This window comes from Bacteroides sp. An279, from assembly GCF_002159615.1.
GTDB lineage: Bacteria > Bacteroidota > Bacteroidia > Bacteroidales > Bacteroidaceae > Phocaeicola > Phocaeicola intestinalis.
This window is the reverse complement of record NZ_NFJA01000022.1, coordinates 1-23,402: the sequence shown is the minus strand read 5'-3', so window position 1 is coordinate 23,402 and position 23,402 is coordinate 1. Positions and strand designations below refer to the sequence as shown.

At 43.7% G+C, this 23,402-nt stretch carries 19 protein-coding genes; 14 read left to right on the top strand and 5 right to left on the bottom strand.

Features of this window, described 5'->3' with window-relative positions; all coding sequences use genetic code 11:
• Position 1 precedes the first annotated feature (1 nt).
• The gene (locus tag B5F78_RS05875) at positions 2 to 547 is read right to left on the bottom strand and encodes a 3'-5' exonuclease (RefSeq protein WP_087406258.1); all 546 of its coding nucleotides are present in this window, start codon (positions 545 to 547) and stop codon (positions 2 to 4) included.
• On the bottom strand, positions 535 to 1,500 hold the full coding sequence (locus B5F78_RS05870) for a helix-turn-helix transcriptional regulator (protein ID WP_087406257.1): 966 nt from the start codon (positions 1,498 to 1,500) through the stop codon (positions 535 to 537). Before B5F78_RS05870 ends, B5F78_RS05875 begins: the two co-directional genes overlap by 13 nt.
• Positions 1,501 to 1,675: 175 nt before the next feature.
• Here B5F78_RS05870 and B5F78_RS05865 point away from each other — a divergent pair, with 175 nt between their 5' ends.
• Together B5F78_RS05865 and B5F78_RS05860 are read left to right on the top strand one after the other, a co-directional pair.
• Complete coding sequence (locus B5F78_RS05865) at positions 1,676 to 2,194, top strand: hypothetical protein (RefSeq protein WP_204429485.1); 519 nt, start codon at positions 1,676 to 1,678, stop codon at positions 2,192 to 2,194.
• Between the two features lie 144 nt (positions 2,195 to 2,338).
• A complete protein-coding gene (locus B5F78_RS05860; RefSeq protein ID WP_087249063.1) occupies positions 2,339 to 3,082 on the top strand; it encodes a hypothetical protein in 744 nt (247 codons plus the stop codon).
• Between the two features lie 70 nt (positions 3,083 to 3,152).
• Here B5F78_RS05860 and B5F78_RS05855 read toward each other — a convergent pair whose 3' ends face one another.
• Entirely contained in the window at positions 3,153 to 4,127 is a 975-nt protein-coding gene (locus B5F78_RS05855) for a hypothetical protein (protein ID WP_087406276.1), read from the bottom strand.
• A gap of 139 nt (positions 4,128 to 4,266) precedes the next feature.
• On the opposite strand from B5F78_RS05855, the gene B5F78_RS05850 reads away from it, so the two are divergent.
• Positions 4,267 to 5,424: a PDDEXK-like family protein gene (locus B5F78_RS05850; protein ID WP_087406256.1), complete on the top strand. Its 1,158-nt coding sequence runs from the start codon at positions 4,267 to 4,269 to the stop codon at positions 5,422 to 5,424.
• A gap of 73 nt (positions 5,425 to 5,497) precedes the next feature.
• On the opposite strand, the gene B5F78_RS05845 is transcribed toward B5F78_RS05850, so the two are convergent.
• Positions 5,498 to 6,427 (bottom strand): DNA-processing protein DprA, encoded by a 930-nt coding sequence (locus tag B5F78_RS05845; RefSeq protein WP_087406255.1) that lies wholly within the window; start codon positions 6,425 to 6,427, stop codon positions 5,498 to 5,500.
• A gap of 207 nt (positions 6,428 to 6,634) precedes the next feature.
• Between B5F78_RS05845 and B5F78_RS05840 the strand changes: the two genes are divergently transcribed.
• The 8 genes from B5F78_RS05840 to B5F78_RS05800 all read left to right on the top strand — a co-directional run bounded on the left by B5F78_RS05840 (position 6,635) and on the right by B5F78_RS05800 (position 18,121).
• Positions 6,635 to 7,084, top strand: coding sequence for a DIP1984 family protein (locus B5F78_RS05840; protein WP_087249070.1), 450 nt, complete (start codon positions 6,635 to 6,637; stop codon positions 7,082 to 7,084).
• A 249-nt stretch (positions 7,085 to 7,333) separates the two neighbouring features.
• Positions 7,334 to 7,777 (top strand): DUF6557 family protein, encoded by a 444-nt coding sequence (locus B5F78_RS05835; RefSeq protein ID WP_087406254.1) that lies wholly within the window; start codon positions 7,334 to 7,336, stop codon positions 7,775 to 7,777.
• A gap of 191 nt (positions 7,778 to 7,968) precedes the next feature.
• Positions 7,969 to 8,391, top strand: a complete 423-nt coding sequence (locus tag B5F78_RS05825; protein ID WP_087396107.1) for a hypothetical protein — start codon at positions 7,969 to 7,971, stop codon at positions 8,389 to 8,391.
• A 26-nt stretch (positions 8,392 to 8,417) separates the two neighbouring features.
• Positions 8,418 to 9,308 (top strand): hypothetical protein, encoded by an 891-nt coding sequence (locus B5F78_RS05820; RefSeq protein WP_087406253.1) that lies wholly within the window; start codon positions 8,418 to 8,420, stop codon positions 9,306 to 9,308.
• Between the two features lie 1,271 nt (positions 9,309 to 10,579).
• On the top strand, positions 10,580 to 13,795 hold the full coding sequence (locus tag B5F78_RS05815; RefSeq protein WP_087211427.1) for a SusC/RagA family TonB-linked outer membrane protein: 3,216 nt from the start codon (positions 10,580 to 10,582) through the stop codon (positions 13,793 to 13,795).
• 19 nt (positions 13,796 to 13,814) lie between these two features.
• Positions 13,815 to 15,677 carry a RagB/SusD family nutrient uptake outer membrane protein gene (locus B5F78_RS05810; protein WP_087406252.1) on the top strand — a complete coding sequence of 621 codons (1,863 nt, stop codon included), beginning with the start codon at positions 13,815 to 13,817 and terminating at the stop codon, positions 15,675 to 15,677.
• 12 nt (positions 15,678 to 15,689) lie between these two features.
• A complete protein-coding gene (locus B5F78_RS05805; RefSeq protein ID WP_162608492.1) occupies positions 15,690 to 17,267 on the top strand; it encodes a fibronectin type III domain-containing protein in 1,578 nt (525 codons plus the stop codon).
• Positions 17,268 to 17,515: 248 nt separating this feature from the next.
• Complete coding sequence (locus B5F78_RS05800; RefSeq protein ID WP_022040450.1) at positions 17,516 to 18,121, top strand: porin family protein; 606 nt, start codon at positions 17,516 to 17,518, stop codon at positions 18,119 to 18,121.
• A gap of 281 nt (positions 18,122 to 18,402) precedes the next feature.
• On the opposite strand, the gene B5F78_RS05795 is transcribed toward B5F78_RS05800, so the two are convergent.
• Entirely contained in the window at positions 18,403 to 19,380 is a 978-nt protein-coding gene (locus B5F78_RS05795) for a Gfo/Idh/MocA family protein (protein WP_087249080.1), read from the bottom strand.
• Between the two features lie 100 nt (positions 19,381 to 19,480).
• On the opposite strand from B5F78_RS05795, the gene priA reads away from it, so the two are divergent.
• The 3 genes from priA to B5F78_RS05780 all read left to right on the top strand — a co-directional run bounded on the left by priA (position 19,481) and on the right by B5F78_RS05780 (position 23,288).
• The gene (gene priA, locus B5F78_RS05790; RefSeq protein ID WP_087406251.1) at positions 19,481 to 21,943 is read left to right on the top strand and encodes a replication restart helicase PriA; all 2,463 of its coding nucleotides are present in this window, start codon (positions 19,481 to 19,483) and stop codon (positions 21,941 to 21,943) included.
• A 32-nt stretch (positions 21,944 to 21,975) separates the two neighbouring features.
• Positions 21,976 to 22,686 (top strand): phosphatase, encoded by a 711-nt coding sequence (locus tag B5F78_RS05785; RefSeq protein WP_022040447.1) that lies wholly within the window; start codon positions 21,976 to 21,978, stop codon positions 22,684 to 22,686.
• Positions 22,687 to 22,820: 134 nt separating this feature from the next.
• The gene (locus tag B5F78_RS05780; RefSeq protein WP_022040446.1) at positions 22,821 to 23,288 is read left to right on the top strand and encodes a low molecular weight protein-tyrosine-phosphatase; all 468 of its coding nucleotides are present in this window, start codon (positions 22,821 to 22,823) and stop codon (positions 23,286 to 23,288) included.
• The last annotated feature ends 114 nt before the right edge of the window (positions 23,289 to 23,402 follow it).

The following is a 23,402-nucleotide window of genomic DNA, read 5'->3' as shown; positions in this document are numbered from 1 at the left end:
TTTACAATTTCCCTCCATAATTCCTCAGCTTCTCCAATTCACCTGCATATTCCAATTCCCTTAGAAACAGCCGTGCGCACATCTCCGCATCATCTCCAGCCCGATGGTGTTGCCCATAAGGTATCTTGAACTGGTCACAGAGATAGTCCAGACTGTTGCAACCGAAGTTGTAAAGTCTGCGTGCTGCACGGAGGGAACAATAATAGGTAATGTCAGGCTTCTTAATGCCGTATAGTTCCAACGAATGACGGATGCAACCGATGTCAAAAGCGGCATTGTGAGCCACAAGCACGGGAATGTCTTTAAGGTATTCGGCTATCTCTGCCCATACTTCCGGAAATTCCGGAGAGTTTTCTGTATCATTCGGTCGGATACCGTGAATCTGCATGTTCCAATAACTGTAACTATTTCCTTGCGGACGGACAAGCCACGAACGGGTTTCCACAATCTCTCCGTCACGCACCACGCAGATGCCTGCTTCACAGATGGAAGCACGTTTGCCTGTAGCTGTCTCAAAATCGATGGCGATGAAATTTATTCCTTGCATGGTTTATCCTCCTCTTTCCAAGTATAATAGTTCAACATGTTTTTTGCAAAATTGCGCATTTCGTTGCGCACGGATTCCGGCTCCAGCACTTCCACCTGGTCTCCTTGGGCGAGAACCAACTGATAGAAGTCGAAAGTCGGTTTCAGATGGTATTCAAAGAGCGTGGACTCATCATCGCCCTCTATCTCCCGTTGTGATTCGTGCAAGGGTAAGGTACGCAGATAATCGGCAAAACCGCCATAAGCCAAAAGAACAATGCGCTGTATAGGTTCATTCGATGTGATTACTCCACAGCATCCTTCAAAATATTGATTGATATTGAAGTTCTTCTTCATTTTGAATGTCTTGCCCGTATCCTGAATATCTGAAATACGGTCGAGGGCATATACCCGATAGACATCGGTGGGCTTGATGCCTTTTTCTTTGTTCCGGTCTGAATAATAGGGACTGCGTGCCACCACGTACCAACGGCGCTTCACGACTTTTAGGCAATATGGTTCAATCTCAAATGTGCTGGGTTCCGGTTTGCCAAAACCTTGGTGCGTAATACTCAATACTCGATTACGCCGCATGGCATCCGCAATGCAGGTTAGCCAAGTCTGCCCTGAAGGGATTTCTTCAAAAATAATTCGGTCTTCCAACTTATTGTCTGCCTTTATCTGATTCAATGTGGCGTATGAACTGATGAGCCAACTGCGCAGATTGTTTCCTTCGATGCGTTCCGGCTCATCAATATAATAACGGTATCCATCCTTCCGGTCACATTCTATATATACGTCGAATATGTCTTTGATAGCCTTCTTATGGTTATGAAAAGTCTTCAAAGGCAATTCCTCGCCATAACTCAGTCCGCTTTCCTGCCAAAGTTCGTTGATTTCCTCAAACGTCAAACGCTTATGTCTTCGCAGAATGTCCATCAGCCAGACATATCGTCCCAAAAGATTTGCTGCCATGCTACTATCATTTTATGGTTATGCCACAAAGTTACGTATTCTCCTGTGCCAAATCGTAGCCCAATCTTAATTTTTTCTCTTTTCCTGCATTTCTTTTATGTTATGCCGCGTTTTGGCATTTAAGACTCTTTACTTTGCAGCAGAATAGATGTTAAACCTTTTAATGACAAGTAGTATGGCAACAAAGAACTGGAACAACGATTTTATGGCTAAGGTATTGGAAGAAGCCGCATGGAAAGAACTGTCAAGCGAGTTTGCGTGGAATGAGCAACTGCTGGAAAAGTACAAGGACAAGGTGTCGTGGAAAGAGATTTCCGACAATCGGAACATTCTTTGGACTGTATCCATGATAGAGAAGTTCAAGAACAAAGTAGATTGGGATGAGCTTTCCGGTTCCGACAACGAACATCTGTTTACGGCTGAAAATCTGGGAAAATACAAGAATTGTTGGAACTGGTCTAAATTGTCGGGTAATTCAAGCGTGGAACTGACTCCCGCGCTCTTGGAACAGTTTGCCGAATATTGGGATTGGAGTGAAATCATCGACTGTTATAACCGGGATGATTTGTACAGCATGGAGTTTCTGGAGAAATACCAGGATTATATTCCGGCATCCGCCCTGCAGCGTTCACGCCTGTGGGATAAATTGGTTGAAGACGAAAAGAAACAATTAAAGATACGTATTCTTTCATAAAGTAAAATGAAAACGATAGAAAGCTGTTCCGTCCCACATGGTACCGGACGCATCACAAGGATGAAATCATCGGAAACATTCGTGATACGGTGGACATTATGAATGTGATAAAGCCAATCTATAATTTCAAAACAGCAGAATAATATGGACGAACCTAAGATGTTGTCAGGTTTAAGCCAAAGTGATTACAGCTATCCGTTGGCTGACGTGTCGTATTTGTCGGAAGAAGAGAAAAAGGATTTGCTAAGACGAGGGATGCGCAGGCCGAAGGAACTGTATTCCGATGAGGAGTTTGAACAATGGGTAACGGTATTTGCTGAATGGAACACATACAGCCACAGCAACGGCCATAAGCCTACGGAAGAAGAAAGAAACTCCGAAAAAATGGCTACCGCAAGTTATGAGCGTGGCTTGTGGTATCACCGCAAGCGTTTCAACGAATGGAAAAAAGAACATCTGCAACCGCTTATTGACGAGTTGGTGGAACATGCCGCCCACGACCCGCAATATGACTGGCAATATCTGTATGCTTTGGAGTGTGCCAAATTGCGTTGTATGAGGGCTTACTTCTCACATTCTTTGATAGCGAACGAGAATGGTAACTTCAGCTTCAACCGCTGGATAGATATTTGCATCAGCCTGCTGCAACATATCAAAGGAGATGGCCTGCACATCTCCCGGCAACAGATTGAACGAATGAATACCAGAAATGTAAAGAATATAGTTCCTTCCACTCTAGTGGGCGCTTATGAAGAAGCGCCTGCACCAAGTGATGAAGAAGACGGTCTTCCCGACAAGTTCTATTATGGCGAGAAGATATATGTCCGCAAGATGGAGCGGCTATATTACCGGATACGTCTTTACAAGATGAGGGAGTGGTGGGAGTAAAACAAACATTATCGGCAATAACCCTAAGATAAGACAGGGACATCGGTATATTGGCGTCCCTGTCTTAAACTTATTTTTTGTTCAATAACAGCGTAACCTTTACTTCCTCTTTTTCATAATTTTCTGTCTGCGTACCAAACAACATGTTTGTGTATCCAAGATGTTGCATCACGGATTTACGGAAGGTCTCAAGCTCCGTTTCATCCAGCGGGCAGTGAGAAGGACAACGGATGAAGATAACGGCACTGTCATACTTCGTAAGGTCAAACAGCTGATATTGGGTCATTGACTCCAGAATGTAGGCGAGGCGTGAACCGGTATCCTGTGTCACAGAGTGGTAATCATACTGTCTACCGTATTGCATACTGAGCAGAAACTCCACGTCGCTCCGCCTAAAGGTGCTGCCTTCGGCGGAAAGCATCCTTACCAGATTCTCTCGTGCGGCCATTTTGCGCAGATATTCTTCCCGTTTGTCCTGACGGTATTCCCGCTTTCGTTTTGAGCGGTTCATGCGATTGTTAAAGAAGTCACGCGCGTTTGTCCACGTAACATAACGCCGTCCGTCTTTCCCTTTGCTGCGTAGGCGGCGTGGAGTTTGATGCCGCCAGATGCTTTCCTCCAGTTTATCCAAAGCAACTTCATACTTATTATTCAAAATCTTTGGTCCAAATTTTCTTTGCCATGTTTCTTCTCTTTCGTCAGGTGAGAATCCCCAATAAGTGATTTCCCATAGACAGTGCATAGCTAGTTCTGCTAGAGAAAGATGCACATCATCGGTTATGACGATTTCCTTGGCCAAATCTTCTTCCCAACTGCTGTCATGCATCGGTCCGACGCTAATCCATTTCTCTTCACCTTCAAATTCTCCGCCAGACCATTCCACGTGTATTTCCCCGTTAAATCCAGTAGAAGGTTCCATGCCTTGAAGTATGTCGTATGCCTCGCGGAAGGCATAGATGTTGTCAAGATGCTCCGGTTCGTGTCTTTTCAGATGCGGAAGAAGTTCGTCGAAGCCGACTTGGGTCAATAGTTCTTTTAGTGTCATAAGCATTATAGGTTTGTCTATTTCTGGGACAAAGGAACGATATGCTTGTGCCAATACCAAGCATTGCTGCAAAATTTTATAGCCTAATGGGGTAGAAAGCCAATACTTTTATGCTATTTTTGTGAAAAAGAATAGGCTTATGGCTGAAATACACAAACTATTAAATCAAGCGAGACTGATTATAGAAAAAGTTAAAGTGTCCCGTAATGAAAGCCGTCTACGCGGAGAACAATTCAACATCTTTCATGCGTGCGGTGTTAACCATTATGAAACGACACACTCTACAATCCTTGCAGAGTTTCTGAATCCAGAAGGCAGTCACGGGCAGGGTGACACTTACCTAAAAGAATTTCTCTCCGTAGTCGGTGATATCGGTTTTTCATCGGCATTCGACACCTCGGAATCATCAGTTTCTACTGAATACTCGACTTCTAGCGGCAGGCTGGACATATTGATAAGTAACAGCAAAGGACAGGCCATAATAATAGAAAACAAGATTTACGCCGGTGACCAGTGGGGACAGTTGAAGCGTTATGACAATTTTGCCTCACAAAAGTATCATGCAGGAAACTACGCTATCCTTTATCTAACACTATGGGGTGATGAGGCGAGTGAACAAAGCGGTGAAGGCGTTCAATATAAATGTATATCTTACAAAGACATAATACAGGAATGGCTCAAACGCTGCATCCGCATTTCTGCGCAAAAGCCTCTCATTCGGGAAACAATGATACAATATTCAAACCTTATAAAAGAACTGACAAATCAAACTATGGATGCTATAAACAAAAACGAACTCTTAGAGTTAATGGCTAATAATGCTGAAGTTGTTGCTGAAATCTTTAACAATCAAAGTGATTATATAAAATACACGTGGGAAAATCGTATTCGCCCGAAGTTACAAGAAATAGCAACAGAAAAGACTCTTTTATATGAAGAATATAATATGACATGCCAAAACCGGGATGGTAAAAGTTTCACTTTTCGAGCAGCAGACTGCCTATATACAGGAATAAGGTTTCAATCCAATACACGGTCTTATGATTTAGATATGTTTTATGGCATAGTTTCTCTTGATGGTAAACACCCTGGAATACAACAAAAGTTAAATATTTTTCAAGAGAAACCCTCCAACATTTGGCCTTATGGATACGCTTCTTTAAACAAATATCGGTATTGGGATATGACTTCCCGGGCTGAAATTATTAATAATACGGATAAATTTGTGAATTACATTAAAGAAAAAATAGAGGCAGTGTTGACAGAATTAAATCAACGAGGCATTAAACTTGAATGAGATAATTCAAGTAAAACAAAGAAGAGGCTATGCCTGTTTTTATAGTCTCTTCTTTGTATTCAATCATAATAGCTTAGTTTACCACAAGACAATCAAATCCATCCAATTCAGTCCTTTGTCTTGGCTTAATAGGTAAGGCAAGTTGACAATCAAGCAGAAACTTATTGCCTGAATTCAGTTCGTCCATTGTGCCGTATTCAACTGCGTATATCTGCCGTCTTAATCCGAATTTATCACCACAGTATTCTTGGGCGAAGCGTACAGCATACATCGTGCCGCTGATGATGGGACATTGAGCCACGATGACCGATTGGGTCAAGACAACTTGCATACGGCAACGCGCCACCAGTCTTGTGGGATTGGCTTTCACGCCGAAAGGATGTTCGGAAAGGATGGCTCCGCCCTTGGCTACTATTTCATCCTGCAATGATTTGTTCACTCTAGGATGTGTGATATCTAAGCCTGAGGCCACCACTGCGATTGTCTGTCCGCCCGCATCAAGACAACCCCGATGGGCAGCCGTATCGCATCCCAAAGCCAAACCACTGATGACGATATGTCCTTGTTCACCCATCTGTTTGGCAAGCCCGTATGCCATGTCCAATCCATCTTTGTCCGCAGCACGGGCACCAATGATAGCCACATTGTCTTCACGGTTGAGTAAATCCTTATTCCCTAGCACGTGGACGAGCAGCGGTGCATCTTGGCATAAATTGCGGAAGTGATGAGGATACGCTTCCTCATGATAAGGGATGGTAATCACTCCTGCTTTTGTCTGCCTGTCCAATATCCGTTTTGCCTTGTCGAGTTCGCGGATGGACATGGAAGCCGTTTCTTTCAGTGAATATCTTTCGCTTTCCATGTCTTCATATAGTTGCTTGGGAAAATACCCCAGCAACTGCAGGCATAATAATTCTTCTACCGAAAGATAAGAAAGCCTCCATGCCTCTATTTTATTTTGCTGCTTCTTGGCAGCCCCTTTCCAATCTTCGCTATTTTTCATAAGACGATATTTATTTTGCGGCAAAGGAAACCTTTCGATGCGCCGAATCGGAGCATAGGCTGATTATTTTTTCGTCTGCTTTCGTTTGCATTACTCTACATGTGGTTCGAAAAATTATAATAGAAATAAAAATATCTCCGCCTTGTGCTGCGATTTGGCACTTTCATGACGGATATTTGCACCATCAAACCAAATAGGAGGAATAGAATGAAACTGGCAGAAGCATTAAGCATCCGCGCTGACCTGCAAAACAGAATCGACCAATTAAAGAGCCGACTGAAGTACAGCGCCAAGGTGCAGGAAGGTGACCAACCTTCTGAGAACGTGAACGAATTGTATAAAGAATTGGATGAATGCCTTTCGCAATTCGAGGGGATTGTTTATCGGATTAACCACACCAACATGCAAACCGTGCACGAAGGAGAAACTCTCACTCAAATGATTGCCCGCAAAGACGCATTGAAGTTGCGTCTGACAGTAATGCGCGACCTCTTGAAGCACGTTGTTGAAAATGACCGTTACGGACGACAGGAGATAAAATATGTCCGCACGGTGGATGTGGGTGAATTGAGAAGGGTGACGGACAACTATTCCAAACAACTCCGAAGTCTGGATATGAAGCTACAAAGCCTGAATTGGTCAGTTGATTTAATTTAATAAAATAAGGTGTAGTCCTTCTTTTATCAGGCAATGGCGGCACTTCTTTGTCGTATGACAGGGGCAACAAACCAAGGTGGCAGCTGGTAGAGGCATGGTTATTACTGCGCATCTCCAACACAGCGTACAAACGCATTCACGCATACGACCCCTGGGGGAAGATTATTACGCATTACCTTGTGCCGATTGTTTTTGGAAAGAGGACGAGGGTGGGTTGAGGGGATTAGTATCATGATAAAAAATAGTGTTATGACATTCAAGGAACTGTTTTCGCAATTTAGTTTTGCTGAAATAAGTCCGGCATTCTTGAATCTATGGCAAACCAACGAACCGAAGTTGGCCGGGCAGCTTGATTTGGACAAGTGGAAAAGAATTTATCAGAAAGTGCAAGCGTTGGAGGCAAAATCATCCCCCTATTACATCCGCTTGGGATGGCGTTGGGAAACCTGTAGTCCGATGATAGATATGAACTGTTCTGTATACGACAAAGCGGACAATCACCTCGACTGCCCTATGGCCTGCTATCCTTCGTGGTCGGAAATAGCTGGTATGGAAGTGGTGGTAGAAAAAGATATCGTGATCACGCCACAAGAGCTTGTTGCGGGCTTGCTGTGGGAAATCACTTACTTTGGCGGGACGGAAGAGATTGCACAAAAAAATATGAATAGGACATTTTACGGAGGAACAAAATGAAACGAGAGAATATTGTCATGTTCATTTGGGAATGTCTTATTTCTGCCTTCATGGACATGAAACGGAAAAAGGTTGCCGCAATCATTTGGGCATGTATTGTTTTTACCCTTATTTTTTTCCTGCTTGTCTCGCTTAACGGAGAAATGTCGGAAGAGCGGTGGGTAAGAATAGGTTTTTAATAGTAAATAGAAATGAAAGAATCAAGTAGAGAAGATTTGATACGAGTTATCAAGGATGAACAGGAAATAACAAAAGATTATTTCATCAATGTAGCCCAAGCAAAAGGATTGATTAATTTAGATCTGAATGATTTCAGAAAATTCGCTGATAAGTATAAACTCGTAATGCAGATAACCGTTGATGCCCGCATCTCGGTTTCCGCTCAAATTGAAACTGCTATGGAGGAAATAAGGAAACAAGAGACAACTGTGATGTCAGCCATAATTCTGTCTGTCTCGTTCAATCCTTCATATCCGTTTATGATGGAAGAACTTGAGGGCATGGCTGATTGTTTGAACAATTTAACAAAACAGGATATAGAGGTGATATGGGGAATACAAGAACGTGCCAATATTTTAAATCAATGCAGTGTATCTTTGTTTGTCTTCGTATAATCAAACTCACTAATTAATAAAACGGCATGAATAATATTAATGAAATATTCTTTGACAATCACGGGCTGACTTCCACATCGGCATCGCATTTGGCGGATTTGGCACAAGAAGTCATAGCTGGGAATGAGGCAAAGTTGAAAAACATGACTTTTTTGACTACGAAAGTTGATATTGTAGGCTCACCTTCTGAATCGGGAAAAACTATATGTGTCGGTTATGACGGGAATATGCTGGACCAGGTGCGTCCTCTTTTGGAAAACATAGCTGCAATGAACGCTTTTTGCGCTTGGATGAGGGAAGCAGTCAAGGCTAAAGACAGGGAATTGAAACAAGTAGCAAACTTTACGTTTGAAGAATGGTGTACGCTTCAAGGAGTCGAAATACCCTCCAGTCCATCCTATCCGAAGGAAACGACGGAAACGGATATCATTGCTCAAATGAATATCAAGGAGCGTAACCGTTATCTACAATTGGAAGCCGTAGCTGCTACTATTGGAAAATACATCCATCCCGGAGGCCAATTTTCTTCTGCTCGTGAAGAACTCCAAAACGGAATCATGAAGCCATACAGCACCGATGGCAATGGAAAAGACACGCTGATTTACGCTCATGTTCCTTCCGTTGACCCGCAAAAAGTAGAAGATGTGTTTTTCGAACTCCAAAAATGGCATCGTCAGAATGAACGGGAGCTGAATAAAATGAAGTTTGCTATCAAAAAACAAGCCGAGAAACAGACTTTAGAAAATACGCATCGGTTCAAGCAGGAACTGGAAAGTGAAAAACAATGCCACATGACGCTTTTCACTCAATACAAAGAATGGCAACTGAAAGAGCAGGAACGCATCTCTAAACTGAAAATCAATGTACCGGAAGCCTTGCAAAGCACTTATGAGCAATTAAGCCGGCTTGAAGAATAAAAAAGGTGTCGTGAACTTGCATCTCAATGGATGCTAATCACGGCTTTGATGGGGCAGAGGTTGTCGTTCTTATTTAATAGGAATTGGAATAAGGATGTCTAATTAACAAACGGCGGATGTTTGCAGCTATAAAAACATCCGGTCTTGGACTTTGGCTTTACCTGTGTCTTTGTCTTGGTATTCCTGCAAAAGGAATGCCGTATTGACAATCTCTGCCCCTAACTTAAATTTTGAATACAATGGAACATTTGAGAAAAGTATTAGGTCAACCGAAAAGAAAATTCACATCTTGGGAGAAGGTTTATATTGGTTTTATGACAATCATTCTATCGTGCAAAATAGTATTATATATTTTTTGCAGATTACAGAATGAGCTAAAAGACTAACGAGAGATTGCCATATCCAGATGAATTCTTATCTCTAAGATATGCGATAAAAACAGGTTTCCGACTTCAGTCAAAATATGGTCTTCTATGCTTACCTTTACATTGAGTTTGTCGCAAAATTATAAATTATTTGCGGCAACGATACTATCCCTCGCTTTCCATCGGACTGCTAAAGGCCTATCTGAGTAATATTTACATGCTCAAAAGAATTTTTAGCAAGTCCGGTCTGAAACCGAACAGAACTTTTAATACTAAACTTATCAAAGAACTATTTGGCATAGTGGCAGAAGCCGCTTAGCCGATATGTTGAATTCTTAACGGACTATTATTAAGAGACAGTTTTGAATTAATCAAAGAAAAATGCTATGGGCATCTAATCAATTGGGTAATCAAATTCCAAAAGGTAATCAAAACAATTGGAGTTTCTGATTGGGTTGCGTTATCAATCCAGATAGCTTCCTTTTATAGTTTCCATCTCAAAACCATACGTTCTTGATATGGAAACCGTATGTTTTCGATATGGAAACCGTACGGTTTCCATATGGAGAACGTAAAAAGAAGACAGCCTGAAACAGATACTGAACCTTTCAATCATACATTGATTCGTATATGCCAAACTTATCGGAGAAATTAAGAAGCTGTTTTTTCGCTAGCACATTACAAACATGGAACTTATACTGTGTGATGTATAAATGATGTTATGCAACACATACGGATTACGCTTTTTCTTTTGCAGACAGGCATGAACAAAAAAGACCTGTGAAAAAACAATTTTTCCACAATTTTGATTCTATATTTTCGTACATTTGCTACGATACGTTAACAATGTATGCTTGCATACGTTATTAACCCTTTATTAATCTTTTATTTAATATATGCGTAAGAATGGCTAGTAAGATGAAATCTATGCGTTATGTGCTGCTGTTTTTTGCAGCGATGATATCGCTTAGCGTATCAGCGCAAAATGTAACCGTAAAAGGTACAGTGAAAGACAATACAGGAGAAACTGTTATCGGTGCTTCTGTAGTAGAGAAAGGAAATACCACCAATGGAGCAATTACGGATCTTGATGGTAATTTCACGCTTACCGTTCCTTCTGATGCAACTTTGGTGTTTTCTTACATCGGAATGAAGACACAAGAAGTGGCAGTAAAGGGGCGGACTATCTTGAATATAACAATGGATGATGACTCTCAGGCGTTGGAAGAGGTTGTTGTCATTGGTTATGGTTCTGTAAGGAGAAAAGACCTGACCGGTTCTGTGGCTACGGTTGATGCAGACGTACTGACAGCAGTTCCGGTAGCTTCGGCCACAGAAGCCTTGACAGGTAAGATGGCTGGTGTACAGATTACCACAACAGAAGGTTCGCCTGATGCAGAAATGAAAATCCGTGTACGTGGTGGAGGCTCTATCACAGGCGATAACAGTCCTCTGTTTATCGTAGACGGTTTCCCGGTAGAGTCTATTTCAGATATCCCCGCTTCGGAAATAGAAGATATCACTGTGCTGAAAGATGCATCTTCTACTGCTATCTACGGTTCACGTGGTGCCAATGGTGTTATTCTGGTCACAACTAAATCGGGAAAAGAAGGTAAGGTCAGCGTCAGTTATAATGCCTATTATTCGTGGAAGAAAATTGCCAATACAATGGATGTGCTCGACCCTTATGATTATGCCAAGTGGCAATATGAACTGGCTTTGCTGAAAGATGACTTGACTTCGTACGAACAATATTTCGGGAAGTATGAAGACATGGATATGTATCAAAATATACCTTATAATGACTGGCAAGACTTGACATTCGGCCGTATAGGGCATACGTTTAATCATAACCTGAATATCAGCGGTGGTACGGAACGTATCCGCTATTCGTTCAGCTATGCACACATGAACGATAAAGCCATCATGGAAGGTTCGAATTATAAGCGTGATAACTTCAGTCTGAAACTGAACACGAAGCCTACCAAGAACACGACACTGGATTTCTCCATCCGTTATTCGGAAACCGATATCCGAGGTGGTGGTGCCAATGAAACAAGCAGTACATTGGATACAGACAAGCGTTTGAAGTATTCTGTTATCTATACGCCGATACCTTTGGCAAATCTGGATGAATCGGCAGGTAGTGCCGACGATGACTTGGGTAATCTATATCATCCGATAACCGCCATTTGGGACAACGACCGTATGAAAGAGCGCAAGACCCTGAATATGAACGGTAGTTTTGGCTGGGAAATATTCAAGAATTTCAAGGTAAAAACTGAATTCGGTTATGATGATTACCGCAATAATGACCAACGTTTTTGGGGTACAACTACCTATTATATAAAAAACACACCGGCTGCAGCCAATCAAGGACATCCTGCTATCCGCATCAACAATTTGTTCCGTCACCGTTTCCGGAATACGAATACCATCAATTATGATTTTGAGAAAGTACTCAAAAACAAAGACCATAGTTTGAATCTGTTGGTAGGGCACGAATGGATTATAACCAAGGAAAACGAGCTGGAAAATGAAGTTCACGGATTTCCAGACTGGATTTCGGCTACAGAGGCGTGGAAACTGACAAATATTCAGGGTACCACTCCTTATAACATAGAAAATACATTAAATCCAGACGATAAGTTGTTTTCGTTCTTCGGACGCGTCAATTATAATTACAAAAGCAAATATTTGTTGACTGCAACATTCCGTGCCGATGCCTCTTCCAAATTTTCGGAAGACAATCGTTGGGGATTTTTCCCGTCGGCTGCTGTTGCATGGCGTATTTCGTCTGAATCTTTTATGGAAGGTGCCAAGAATTGGCTGGATGACTTGAAGTTGCGTTTCAGTTATGGTACTGCAGGAAACAACAACATCCCGTCAGGACAACTCGTACAGGTGTACAACAGTAATACGACTTCGTGGATTAACGGTTTTAATAATTATTGGGCACCCAGCAAGACCATGGCAAATCCAGACTTGAAATGGGAAACAACCATTACTCGTAACTTAGGATTGGATTTCACATTATTCGGTGGCAAGCTGAATGGTACAATCGAAGCTTACTTGAATACGACTAAGGACTTGCTGATAAACTTCCCAGTCAGTGGAACGGGGTATGATACCCAATACCGTAACATGGGAGAAACTCAAAATAAAGGTATTGAAGCTACTATTAACTGGACTATTGTCAACAAGAAAAACTGGGGAATCAGCTTGAATGCCAATATCGGTTTCAACAAGAATGAAATCAAGGATTTGGGAATTATGCAGGATTTCGGACAAGATACCAGTTGGGCTTCTTCTGAAATCGGTCAAGATTTCTGGATTGCCAAAGGCGGGTCTGTAGGTGAGATGTTAGGCTATCGTTCGGCAGGACGTTATGAAGTGAGTGATTTCGTAGGTTACGATGCTGCATCAGAAACATGGATACTGAAAGAAGGTGTTGATGACTGTACTGCGGTAGTGGGGACATTACGTCCAGGTATGATGAAACTGAAAGATTTAAGTGGCGACGGAGTAGTGACTGGAGGTTATGAAGACCGTGAGATCATTGGCGATGCCAATCCGGTAGCAACCGGAGGTTTCGGAATCAATGCGCGTGCATACGGTTTTGATTTGAGTGCCAATTTTAATTTCAGTATCGGCAACGACGTTTACAATGCCAACAAAATCGAGTACACCATGACCGGTAAATACCAGTACCGTAACATGACTACGGAAATGGCTGACGGAAACCGTTGGACTAACTTGAATCCGGACGGAACCATTTGTAATGACCCGGAACAGCTTGCAGCCATGAATGCCAATACCACAATGTGGTCTCCTATGACTCAACGCATGGTATTCAGCGACTGGGCGGTAGAAGACGGTTCATTCCTGCGCCTGAACACTTTGACATTAGGCTATACATTGCCGGAATCTTTGATGAACAAAGTACACATCAAGAACCTGCGCTTCTATGTGACAGCTTATAATGTATTCTGCCTTACAGGTTACTCAGGCTTCGATCCGGAAGTATCTACTGCCTTGCAGACGAATCTGACTCCGGGGGTAGATTATTCTGCTTATCCCAAGAGCCGCCAATTCGTCATTGGTGTTAACTTGAATTTCTAAACCCGTAAATTAAGACAATATGAAAAAATTATTTTATATACCTCTATTAGCGTTGCTGGCATGCGGTATAAGCTCCTGTGATATGGAAGCTCCCTCACAGTCATCAATGGACTCATCGCTTATTTTTTCGCAGTATGAGATGGCAGAAGCTGCCGTTATGGGTATTCATCAGTCATTCGGAGAAACCAATTCTTATCGTGGACGCTACTTGCCTTACTATGGCATCAATAGCGATGTGGAATGGATTAATGGCTTGGAAGCCAGCGGTATCAATGACGGAGGGAAGAACGACCTCGCCACTTATAATGCCCAGCCTTCCAATTCACAGATGAATACAGACAATAATGCATATGCTAAGTTTTACGAAGGTATCGAACGTGCCAACAAGGCGATCGAAGGCATACGTGCATACGGCAATTATGAAAACAACCCTGACATGGCACACCTGCTGGGAGAAGCTTTGACCTTACGGGCTGTCATCTATCTTGACTTGATTAAAGGCTGGGGAGATGTACCTGCACGTTTTTCTTCTATCACATCAGAAACGATGTACCTTCCGCGGGCTGACCGGGATGAAATATACAAACAACTGTTGGCTGACCTGCTGGAAGCAGAAAACTATGTATATTGGCCTAATGAGTCCAACATAACCCAGACTACCGAACGTGTAAGCAAGGCTTTTGTCAAGGCACTTCGTGCTCGAATCGCTCTTTATGCAGGAGGCTACAGCCAACGTGCCGACGGTATACGGTTAAGCAATGACCCAGACCTGGATCGTACCGCCATGTATACCATCGTACGTGACGAATGCCTTGATGTGATAGCACAATATCCGAATCTGGCTTCACTTCCGTTTAAAGATAACTTTACGAATTTGTGCCGGGATGTAGTTACCGCCGGGCAGGAGTCTATTTGGGAGATTCCTTTCTCGGAAGGACGTGGCCGTGTACTTTATACATTAGGGGTAGAACATCAGGCGAAAGACCAGTATACCCAACAGAACAAAGGCGGTGTGAACGGTCCTCTTCCTACTTTATTTTATGATTATGATGTAGATGACATACGCCGCAACATCACCTGTGCCCCTTTCAGGTGGTCGCAAACATTGACCAACGGACGCAGTACACAAGAGCTGGCTTCATTAAAAGAATGGAACTTCGGAAAATTGCGTTACGAATGGATGAGCCGCATCGTGACTTCTACTAATGATGACGGTGTAAACTGGCAATACATGCGTTTGGCAGATGTCTATTTAATGGCTGCAGAAGCTGTTAACGAACTGGAAGGTCCGGCAAATGCTGCCCAATACATGCGTCCGGTGCTGGAACGTGCATTACCATCAGACAAAGTTTCCGCTTATATGAATACAGCTACTGCCAGCAAAGAATCGTTCTTTGATGCCATTGTAGAGCAACGCGGATTGGAATTTGCCGGAGAATCGTTGCGGAAAGCTGACCTGATACGCTGGAATTTGTTAAAGACCAAACTGGACGAGGCCAAGACCAAGATGAAACAACTGGCACGACGTGAAGGAAAATACGCCGACTTGATAGATAAAGTCTATACATACCAGACAGTAGTAAACGAGGGAGAGGCAAGCGAAATTGTGAACGCTATTCCTGCAGGTGCTTATACCTCCATCGAAACCATTGATGGCATGACTGATATTTTCGTAATTTACGGTTTGAATTATGGCGATACGGAAACGGTCGGTGAAACCTTGCTGGACCAAGGATATACAAGTACGACATGGCTGGGAACCGACAAATTGGAAGACGCCAAGGTAGACGTACTTTATGTGAATAATCCGGATGAAAATCAATATTGGCCTATCTGGCAGATATTCGTGGATAATAGCAATGGAATGTTAACGAATGATTAAAAACACATGATTATGAATAAGCTGAAAAAATATACCTATTTGTTGGGAGTTGCTTTGGTGGCTCTTGCTACGGCTTGCGAAGACCAAAGCGAAGAAGTGCTGAGCATTGACTATAGCCGTTACTTTGCTCCTATCAATCTGGAAGCAAGAGTTGTAAACCGCACGGACGTTCGTCTGACCTGGACTCCTAGCCAAGGCGCGACAAGCTATAATATTGAACTATTTGCCAATGATAGCCTGACTTTTGCAGGTACAGCAGCTTTGACATTCGACGGAATTACGGCGGACGACCTTCCTTATGTTATTTCCGGACTGGAAGGTGAAACTCAATATTCGGCACGTGTACAGGCAGTAGGTGAAGACGAAAGCAAGACTTCGAAATGGAGCGGCGTATTTTTCGAGACCGATGCTGAACAGATACTGGAAACCGTAACCGAAGCCGACCTTACCTACAATTCAGTCACTTTACGTTGGCCTGCAGGACAAACGGCAACAGAAATCGTGCTAAGTCCTGCCGATGTGCCTGCACATACAGTCACGTCCGAAGAAATAGCAGCCGGACAGGCCACTATCACCGGTCTGAAACCGGAAACGGAATATACCGCCAAACTGATGAACGGTAACAAGACCCGAGGCTCGCAAACCTTTACAACATTGATTGATTTGGCGGGCGCTACAGCAATTAGTCCCGAAGATGACTTTGTTGCCATCCTGGAAGGAGCCGAAGACGGTGCGTCCTTCGCATTTTATCCGGGCACCTATACCGTACCTGGCGAAGAAGGTGGAGTTGGTAAGTTGAATATCAAGGCAGATATCGAACTCAAAGCTGTACGTCCAAGCGACCGGCCGGTTATCAATGGTTGCATTACACTCAATGAAGGAGCATCGTTGAGCCTGAGCCAGATTGTCATGGATGGAACAGGTACAGACGGTAGCCAGGCTTTCGAATACAAAGATGAAGGCACGTATGGACATTTGATGATTAATGATTGTGAAATCCGCAATTATGTGAAAGGCCTGTATTATGTCAACGTAACTGCCTCTATCAATGAAATCACCATCAACAATAGCCTGATGCACGGAATACAGTGCAGCGGTGGCGATATGTTCGATTGCCGCAAGGGATACATTGCCACACTGAACATCACAAACAGCACCATCTGGAACAGTTGTGCCGATCGTGACTTCATACGCTATGATGATGCTTCCGGCGACTTTGCCGGTGCTGCCCCTGTCATTACAGTCGACCATTGTACGATTGACGGTGCAAGCAATGACAGCAGCCGCCGTTTGCTTTACGTACGCTTCAAGGGCAATAGCATTAGCTTTACTAACAACATGGTTTCCAATATGCCGAATTGTGGCAGAGGATTCTCCGACAACAGCAATACGGCAGAACCTACATTCGAAAACAATAATTACTTCAATACGAAGAACCTTGTTTCAGATGGAGGAGACGGCAAAGCCAAGTTCTTCGACGCCGATGGTACAACGCTTGACCCGGGGTATGCAGATGCTGCAAACGGTGACTTTACATTAAGTAATGAAGAGTTGATTTACAACCAGGTAGGCGATCCTCGCTGGTATTGAGCTATGATTTTATAAGAAGACACATCGCTTCTATAAACTGATTGAAAGAAGGAAGCCGGTTCATAACCTAACCGGTTTCCTTCTTTCTGTTTTTACATAAAAAATTATAGCTGCACCGCCCGATGCATATAGGTGCATTGGCTTATACAGATAGAATCGGGGGCTTATGCAAATATTTACCTTCAAACATTTGTAAACCACAAGGTAAATACGTATTTTTGTCTGGCTAAACTAAAACTATTTGCGTTATGAAAAAGATTTTATCGACTCTTATGGTGGTGGCCTGCCTGTGGATAGCCATACCGGCACAGGCTCAATTGAAGTTCGGCTTAAAAGGAGGTCTGAACATTTCCACCCTCACCTTTTCAGAAGATGTGTTTAAAGGAGACAACCGGACCGGATTCTTTATCGGACCGATGGCTGAATTTACTATTCCGGTAGTGGGACTGGGCATTGATGTGGCTGCCCTGTATAACCAGTCTAAAGGAAAGGCGAATTATTATGAAGAAGGAGTATCTCAAAACAGGACATTGAAAACAATAGAAATACCTGTCAACTTAAAATGGACGTTTGGACTGGGAAGTACCTTCGGAGCTTATATTGCGGCGGGACCCCAATTCGGCTTCAATGTAGGCAGCGGACTTTTCAATATCGGTTCGGAAACATTTGATATGAAGAAATCTTATACTACCTTCAATGTGGGAGCAGGTGTAAAACTCATTCAGCATTTGCAAATCGGATTGAACTATAACTTCAGCATCAACAAAGTGGCGAAAGCCGTGATAGAAGATTATGAAGGCACGGTAGACATGAAGAAAAACACGTGGCAGGTATCACTGGCATATATGTTTTAAGCATTTTCCCCAATAAGGAGTTGAAAAGGAGTTATTTCAGGGAGTTAAAGGGAGTTAGAAGCCAATACTTTTGCTCATGGAAGCCATAACAGGATTATTGGCCTTTAACTCCTGCCGAAGACATAACTCCTTCTAACTCCCTTTTATGCTATGGGCATTTTTGTCTTCTGTGATGAATTTAATTAATCAGGAATAGTTGCTTATGCTTATGCTTACGCATCTATATGCGTGTGTCTGCAAATAGAGAAGTTGAATATGCCCCTACATGGCATCGTATTAAGTCAGTCACACGGGAAAACCACTCCCCACGATTTCCGCAATTCGTCCATTTGTCTCATGATGCGAAGTGTTTCTGCATGCGGCATATAAGGAGATTCCAGCCAGCCTTTTTCAATGGCCTCGATGGAGGCATATACTTGATATTCAAATCCTGTGATACATTGCGGGGCATAATATACGGCAGATACATTGTAATCGTCATCTATTACCCGTACCGATTGTGGGCAATTGATATTCTCTACAATGAGTTGTCCCTTATCTCCGCTGATGACTCCCATACGGTCGCTCTTGGCATAAATACTCGACTGGAGCGAAGCCATTTTCCCGTCTTTGTAGAACAAAGTGATGTTTTCTTGTGCATCCACTCCTGTATCGGCCAGCAGGCAAGAAGATTCCATCCGTTCTATTTCGGTGCCGAATGCCATAGCGGCAAAGTTAAGTGTATATACGCCAATGTCCAGCAAGGCACCTCCCGCCAGTTCCGGACGTTGGATGCGTTCTTTGTACGATACCGGATAACTAAGGTTTGCCGAGAGTGTATAAGGTGTACCGATTATGCCGCTATGTATCAGTTCCTGTATTTTGAGCGAGAGAGGCAAATATCGTGTCCAAATAGCCTCGGTAACAAAGACTCCTTTCTCTTTGGCATATGCCAGCAAAGATTCGGCTTGGCGTGCATTGGCGGTGAAAGACTTTTCGCACAATACCGGTTTCCCTTTTCCGATGCACATTCGTGCCTGCTCGTAATGGTGCGAATGCGGAGTAGCTATATAGATAAGGTCTACTTCCGGGTCGTTTGCCAGTTCTTCGTAAGAGCCGTATGCTTTGGCAAACTGCCATTCACGGGCAAAATGTTCTGCTTTTTCTTTACTGCGCGAAGCGACGGCATAACGGGCCACTCCTTTCATTCCTCCCAAGGTAGTTGCCATCTTCTGAGCTATTCTGCCACAACCGATGATACCTATTTTATAAACTTTCATATTGAATTAACTATAAGATGAAACAATGAGTCGGATGCAAAGCTATTAAAAGTTTCCAAAATATCCCAGCAAGATGCACGGGTTTTTGTAACTTTGCGGCATGAAAAAGTTTGCAGATGTCATAGTGCCGTTGCCTATCCTGGGGCAATATACGTATGCTGTTCCGGCAGAGTTGGAAGGAAGAGTATGCGCAGGCATCCGTGTCGTTGTTTCATTCGGCAAAAAGAAATATTATACGGCTATTGTGACACGCGTGCACGAAGAAGTTCCAGAAGGATATGAGACCAAGGAGATTGTAGAAGTGCTCGATGAAAAACCTGTATTGCTAAAACGGCAATACGATTTCTGGCAATGGATAGCCGATTATTACCTGTGCACGTTGGGCGATGTCTATAAGGCTGCCCTACCCTCGGGGATGAAGCTGGAAAGCGAGACTCTAGTAGTCTACAATCCTGAATTTGAAGCGGATTCCATCCTTCCTGAGAAAGAACAATCTGTGCTTGATGCCCTGACCCTTGATAACGAACAATGCATTACCCAACTGGGAAAAATCACCGGCATCAAGAACATACTTCCTGTTATTCATAGCCTGCTGAAGAGAAATGCCATTTATGTCAAGGAGGAACTGAAACGTAGCTACAAGCCACGTACCGAGGTTTTTGTGCGTTTTCCACAGACGATACAACAGGAAGCAGACCTGCATCGGCTGTTCGATGCGCTTGCACGTGCTCCTAAACAGCTGGCTGCTTTGATGAAATACGTAGAACTTTCAGGCTGGGTGCGTCCCGGCTGCTTTCTGAAAGAAGTATCACGCAAGGCTTTGCTGCAAGAATCGGGAGTGACCCCTGCTGTATTGTCTGGCCTGGTGGATAAAAAAGTATTTGAATTATACCATCAGGAAATAGGAAGACTGGCAAAAGGTGTTTTGGATACAGTTCCGCTAAACCCGCTTAGCATGGCACAGCAAAAAGCATACGAGCAAATAATCGGGTCGTTCGCTACAAAATCCGTATGCTTGCTTCATGGAGTGACCTCCAGTGGTAAGACGGAAATTTACATTCATTTGATTAGACAGGTTATCCAGAGTGGCAAACAAGTGTTGTATTTGCTGCCCGAAATAGCCTTGACCACTCAGATAACCGAACGGCTAAGGCGAGTATTTGGCAACCGGCTTGGAATTTATCATTCCAAATTTCCGGATGCCGAACGGGTAGAAATCTGGCAGAAGCAGCTTTCCGAAAACGATTACGATATCATATTGGGTGTACGTTCGTCCATATTCTTGCCTTTCCGTCGGTTAGGGCTGGTCATCGTTGACGAAGAGCACGAGAACACCTATAAGCAACAAGAACCGGCACCGCGCTATCATGCCCGTAATGCTGCCATGGTGCTGGCTTCATTGTTCGGTGCAAAGACATTACTGGGGACTGCCACTCCCAGTATCGAGACCTATTACAATGCCCTTCAGGGGAAATACGGCCTGGTGGAACTAACCGAGCGTCACCAACAGATTCAGTTGCCGGCAATCGAAGTGGTAGACATCAAGGAACTGGCACGCAAGAAACGGATGACGGCACAATTTTCTCCTTTGCTTTTACAAAAGATCAGGGAGGCGTTGGAGCAAAAGGAACAGGTCATCCTGTTTCAGAACCGGCGAGGATTTGCCCCGATGATAGAATGCCGTACATGTGGCTGGATACCAAAGTGTAAAAACTGCGATGTGAGCCTGACTTATCATAAAGGATTGAACCAGTTGACGTGCCATTACTGCGGGTATGCCGAACCCATACCGAAAGCATGCCCGGCATGTGGAGGAGTGGAACTGGTCAGTCGGGGGTTCGGAACCGAGAAGGTGGAAGACAGCATCAAGGAAATCTTTCCCGAAGCACGTATTGCCCGGATGGACCTGGACACGACCCGTACCCGTACTGCATACGAAAAAATTATCGCTGATTTTGAAGAAGGAAAAACCGATATCCTTATCGGAACCCAAATGGTATCGAAAGGTTTGGATTTTGACCGGGTAAGTGTGGTTGGCATACTGAATGCCGATTCGATGCTGAACTATCCCGACTTCCGTTCATACGAGCGCGCGTTCCAACTGATGGCACAGGTAGCAGGACGTGCGGGCAGGAAAAACAAGCAAGGACTGGTAATCTTGCAGACCAAATCGCCCGACCTTCCGTTGATACACGAAGTGGTAACGAATAATTACCGCAGTTTGTTCGATGAGCAAATTGCCGAACGCCACTTGTTCAAGTACCCGCCTTTTTACCGGTTGGTCTATGTATACCTGAAACACCGTAAACAAGAAGTTCTCGACCAGGCGGCTGACGTAATGGCACGTTACTTGCGACAAGGATTGGGCGAACGGATTTTAGGACCGGATTTACCTTTGGTAGCACGTATTCAAACTTTGTTCATAAAGAAGATAATGGTAAAAGTAGAATTACAGGCGTCGATGTCAAAAGTACGGGCATACCTGCGCCAAGTGCAACGTGCCATCGCAGAAGACGAACGTTTTCGTTCGCTGTTGGTATATTATGACGTAGACCCTATGTGAGTTGAGTTTTCTCTCCAATTATAATAAAGAATATGAAAATAGAATTAGATGTACACACCCATACGATAGCCAGCGGGCATGCATTCAGCACTTTGCAGGAAATGGTGCAAGCGGCTTCCGAAAAGGGATTGAAACTGTTGGGCATTACCGAACATGCTCCCGGCATTCCGGGTTCGTGCAGTCCCATTTATTTCCGCAATCTTTATGTCGTACCGCGCCGGATGTACGGCGTCGATTTGCTGCTGGGAGCGGAAATCAACATTCTGGATTGTGAAGGCAACATTGACATGGACGAGTTTTACCTTAATTTGCTCGATTTGCGTATTGCCGGTATACACTCGTTGTGTTATGCGGGCGGTACACCTGAAGAAAACACGCACGGCATGGTACAGGCAATAGCCAATCCTTACATTCACATTATCAGTCATCCGGGAGACGGGACTGCGAAACTGAATTTCGAACCCATTGTGCTGGCCGCCAAAGAGCACCACACGTTGCTCGAAATCAACAATTCTTCACTTCGTCCTTGCCGGAAAAAGATGGATGCACGCGACAATAACCTGGAAATACTGCGTTTGTGCAAACGATACGAAGTACCGGTCATATTGGGAAGCGATGCACACATTTCGTTCGATATTGCAACTTACGATTATGCCTTGCAGCTGGTAGGTGAGACAGAGTTCCCTGAAGAACTGATCATGAACACCAGCGTAGAAAAGTTTAAAACTTATTTGAATATATAATGTAAGCAGGGAGGAAAGGAACTGTTATCGGGGATCCAAGAAGCCATGACTTTTATGTCCGAAATGCCGTTAAACTCTTCTTGCTCCTCTTGTTCTCCTGGCTTCTTTTGCTTTTTCTAATTCCTTTACAAATTATGAAGCGAATACTCTTTGTCTGCCTCGGCAATATATGCCGTTCGGCTGCCGCCGAAGAAATCATGCGTACTTACCTGAAACAAGAAGGACTGGAAATGGAAATAGAGGTCGACTCGGCAGGTATCAGCGGATATCATGAAGGCGACCTTGCCGACCCACGGATGCGAATGCATGCCTCCCGGCGTGGCTACCAGATTACGCACCATTCGCGTCCCGTGCGTACCGATGATTTTTACAACTTCGATTGGATTCTTGGTATGGATGATGCCAATATCGATGCCTTACGCGAGAAAGCCCCTGATGTGGAAACAGAACGAAAGATTGGTCGGATGACCGATTTCTGCCAAACGAAAGTAGCCGATTATGTACCCGATCCTTACTACGGCGGTGCACAAGGCTTCGAAAATGTACTAGACATTCTGGAAGATGCTTGCAAAGGTTTACTAAATCATATCCGAAACCTGTAAGACTTAGAAGCTGTTTTGAATTTCTCCAAAAAGTTTTTCTTGTCTTGATGTATACGTTTTCGTGTGTGCTTTGGGCGATTTTTTGGTCTTTTTCGCTCCTGTTCTTCGTCAGAT

What these genes read in the sequence shown, in the direction of transcription:
- B5F78_RS05825 (WP_087396107.1), top strand. Translation starts at nt 7,969, where the DNA reads ATGAAAGAATCAAGTAGAGAAGATTTGATACGAGTTATCAAGGATGAA.
- B5F78_RS05870 (WP_087406257.1), bottom strand. Translation starts at nt 1,500, where the DNA reads ATGGCAGCAAATCTTTTGGGACGATATGTCTGGCTGATGGACATTCTG.
- B5F78_RS05840 (WP_087249070.1), top strand. Translation starts at nt 6,635, where the DNA reads ATGAAACTGGCAGAAGCATTAAGCATCCGCGCTGACCTGCAAAACAGA.
- B5F78_RS05815 (WP_087211427.1), top strand. Translation starts at nt 10,580, where the DNA reads ATGGCTAGTAAGATGAAATCTATGCGTTATGTGCTGCTGTTTTTTGCA.
- B5F78_RS05875 (WP_087406258.1), bottom strand. Translation starts at nt 547, where the DNA reads ATGCAAGGAATAAATTTCATCGCCATCGATTTTGAGACAGCTACAGGC.
- priA (WP_087406251.1), top strand. Translation starts at nt 19,481, where the DNA reads ATGAAAAAGTTTGCAGATGTCATAGTGCCGTTGCCTATCCTGGGGCAA.
- B5F78_RS05865 (WP_204429485.1), top strand. Translation starts at nt 1,676, where the DNA reads ATGGCAACAAAGAACTGGAACAACGATTTTATGGCTAAGGTATTGGAA.
- B5F78_RS05785 (WP_022040447.1), top strand. Translation starts at nt 21,976, where the DNA reads ATGAAAATAGAATTAGATGTACACACCCATACGATAGCCAGCGGGCAT.
- B5F78_RS05780 (WP_022040446.1), top strand. Translation starts at nt 22,821, where the DNA reads ATGAAGCGAATACTCTTTGTCTGCCTCGGCAATATATGCCGTTCGGCT.
- B5F78_RS05835 (WP_087406254.1), top strand. Translation starts at nt 7,334, where the DNA reads ATGACATTCAAGGAACTGTTTTCGCAATTTAGTTTTGCTGAAATAAGT.
- B5F78_RS05855 (WP_087406276.1), bottom strand. Translation starts at nt 4,127, where the DNA reads ATGACACTAAAAGAACTATTGACCCAAGTCGGCTTCGACGAACTTCTT.
- B5F78_RS05805 (WP_162608492.1), top strand. Translation starts at nt 15,690, where the DNA reads ATGAATAAGCTGAAAAAATATACCTATTTGTTGGGAGTTGCTTTGGTG.
- B5F78_RS05860 (WP_087249063.1), top strand. Translation starts at nt 2,339, where the DNA reads ATGGACGAACCTAAGATGTTGTCAGGTTTAAGCCAAAGTGATTACAGC.
- B5F78_RS05800 (WP_022040450.1), top strand. Translation starts at nt 17,516, where the DNA reads ATGAAAAAGATTTTATCGACTCTTATGGTGGTGGCCTGCCTGTGGATA.
- B5F78_RS05795 (WP_087249080.1), bottom strand. Translation starts at nt 19,380, where the DNA reads ATGAAAGTTTATAAAATAGGTATCATCGGTTGTGGCAGAATAGCTCAG.
- B5F78_RS05810 (WP_087406252.1), top strand. Translation starts at nt 13,815, where the DNA reads ATGAAAAAATTATTTTATATACCTCTATTAGCGTTGCTGGCATGCGGT.
- B5F78_RS05845 (WP_087406255.1), bottom strand. Translation starts at nt 6,427, where the DNA reads ATGAAAAATAGCGAAGATTGGAAAGGGGCTGCCAAGAAGCAGCAAAAT.
- B5F78_RS05820 (WP_087406253.1), top strand. Translation starts at nt 8,418, where the DNA reads ATGAATAATATTAATGAAATATTCTTTGACAATCACGGGCTGACTTCC.
- B5F78_RS05850 (WP_087406256.1), top strand. Translation starts at nt 4,267, where the DNA reads ATGGCTGAAATACACAAACTATTAAATCAAGCGAGACTGATTATAGAA.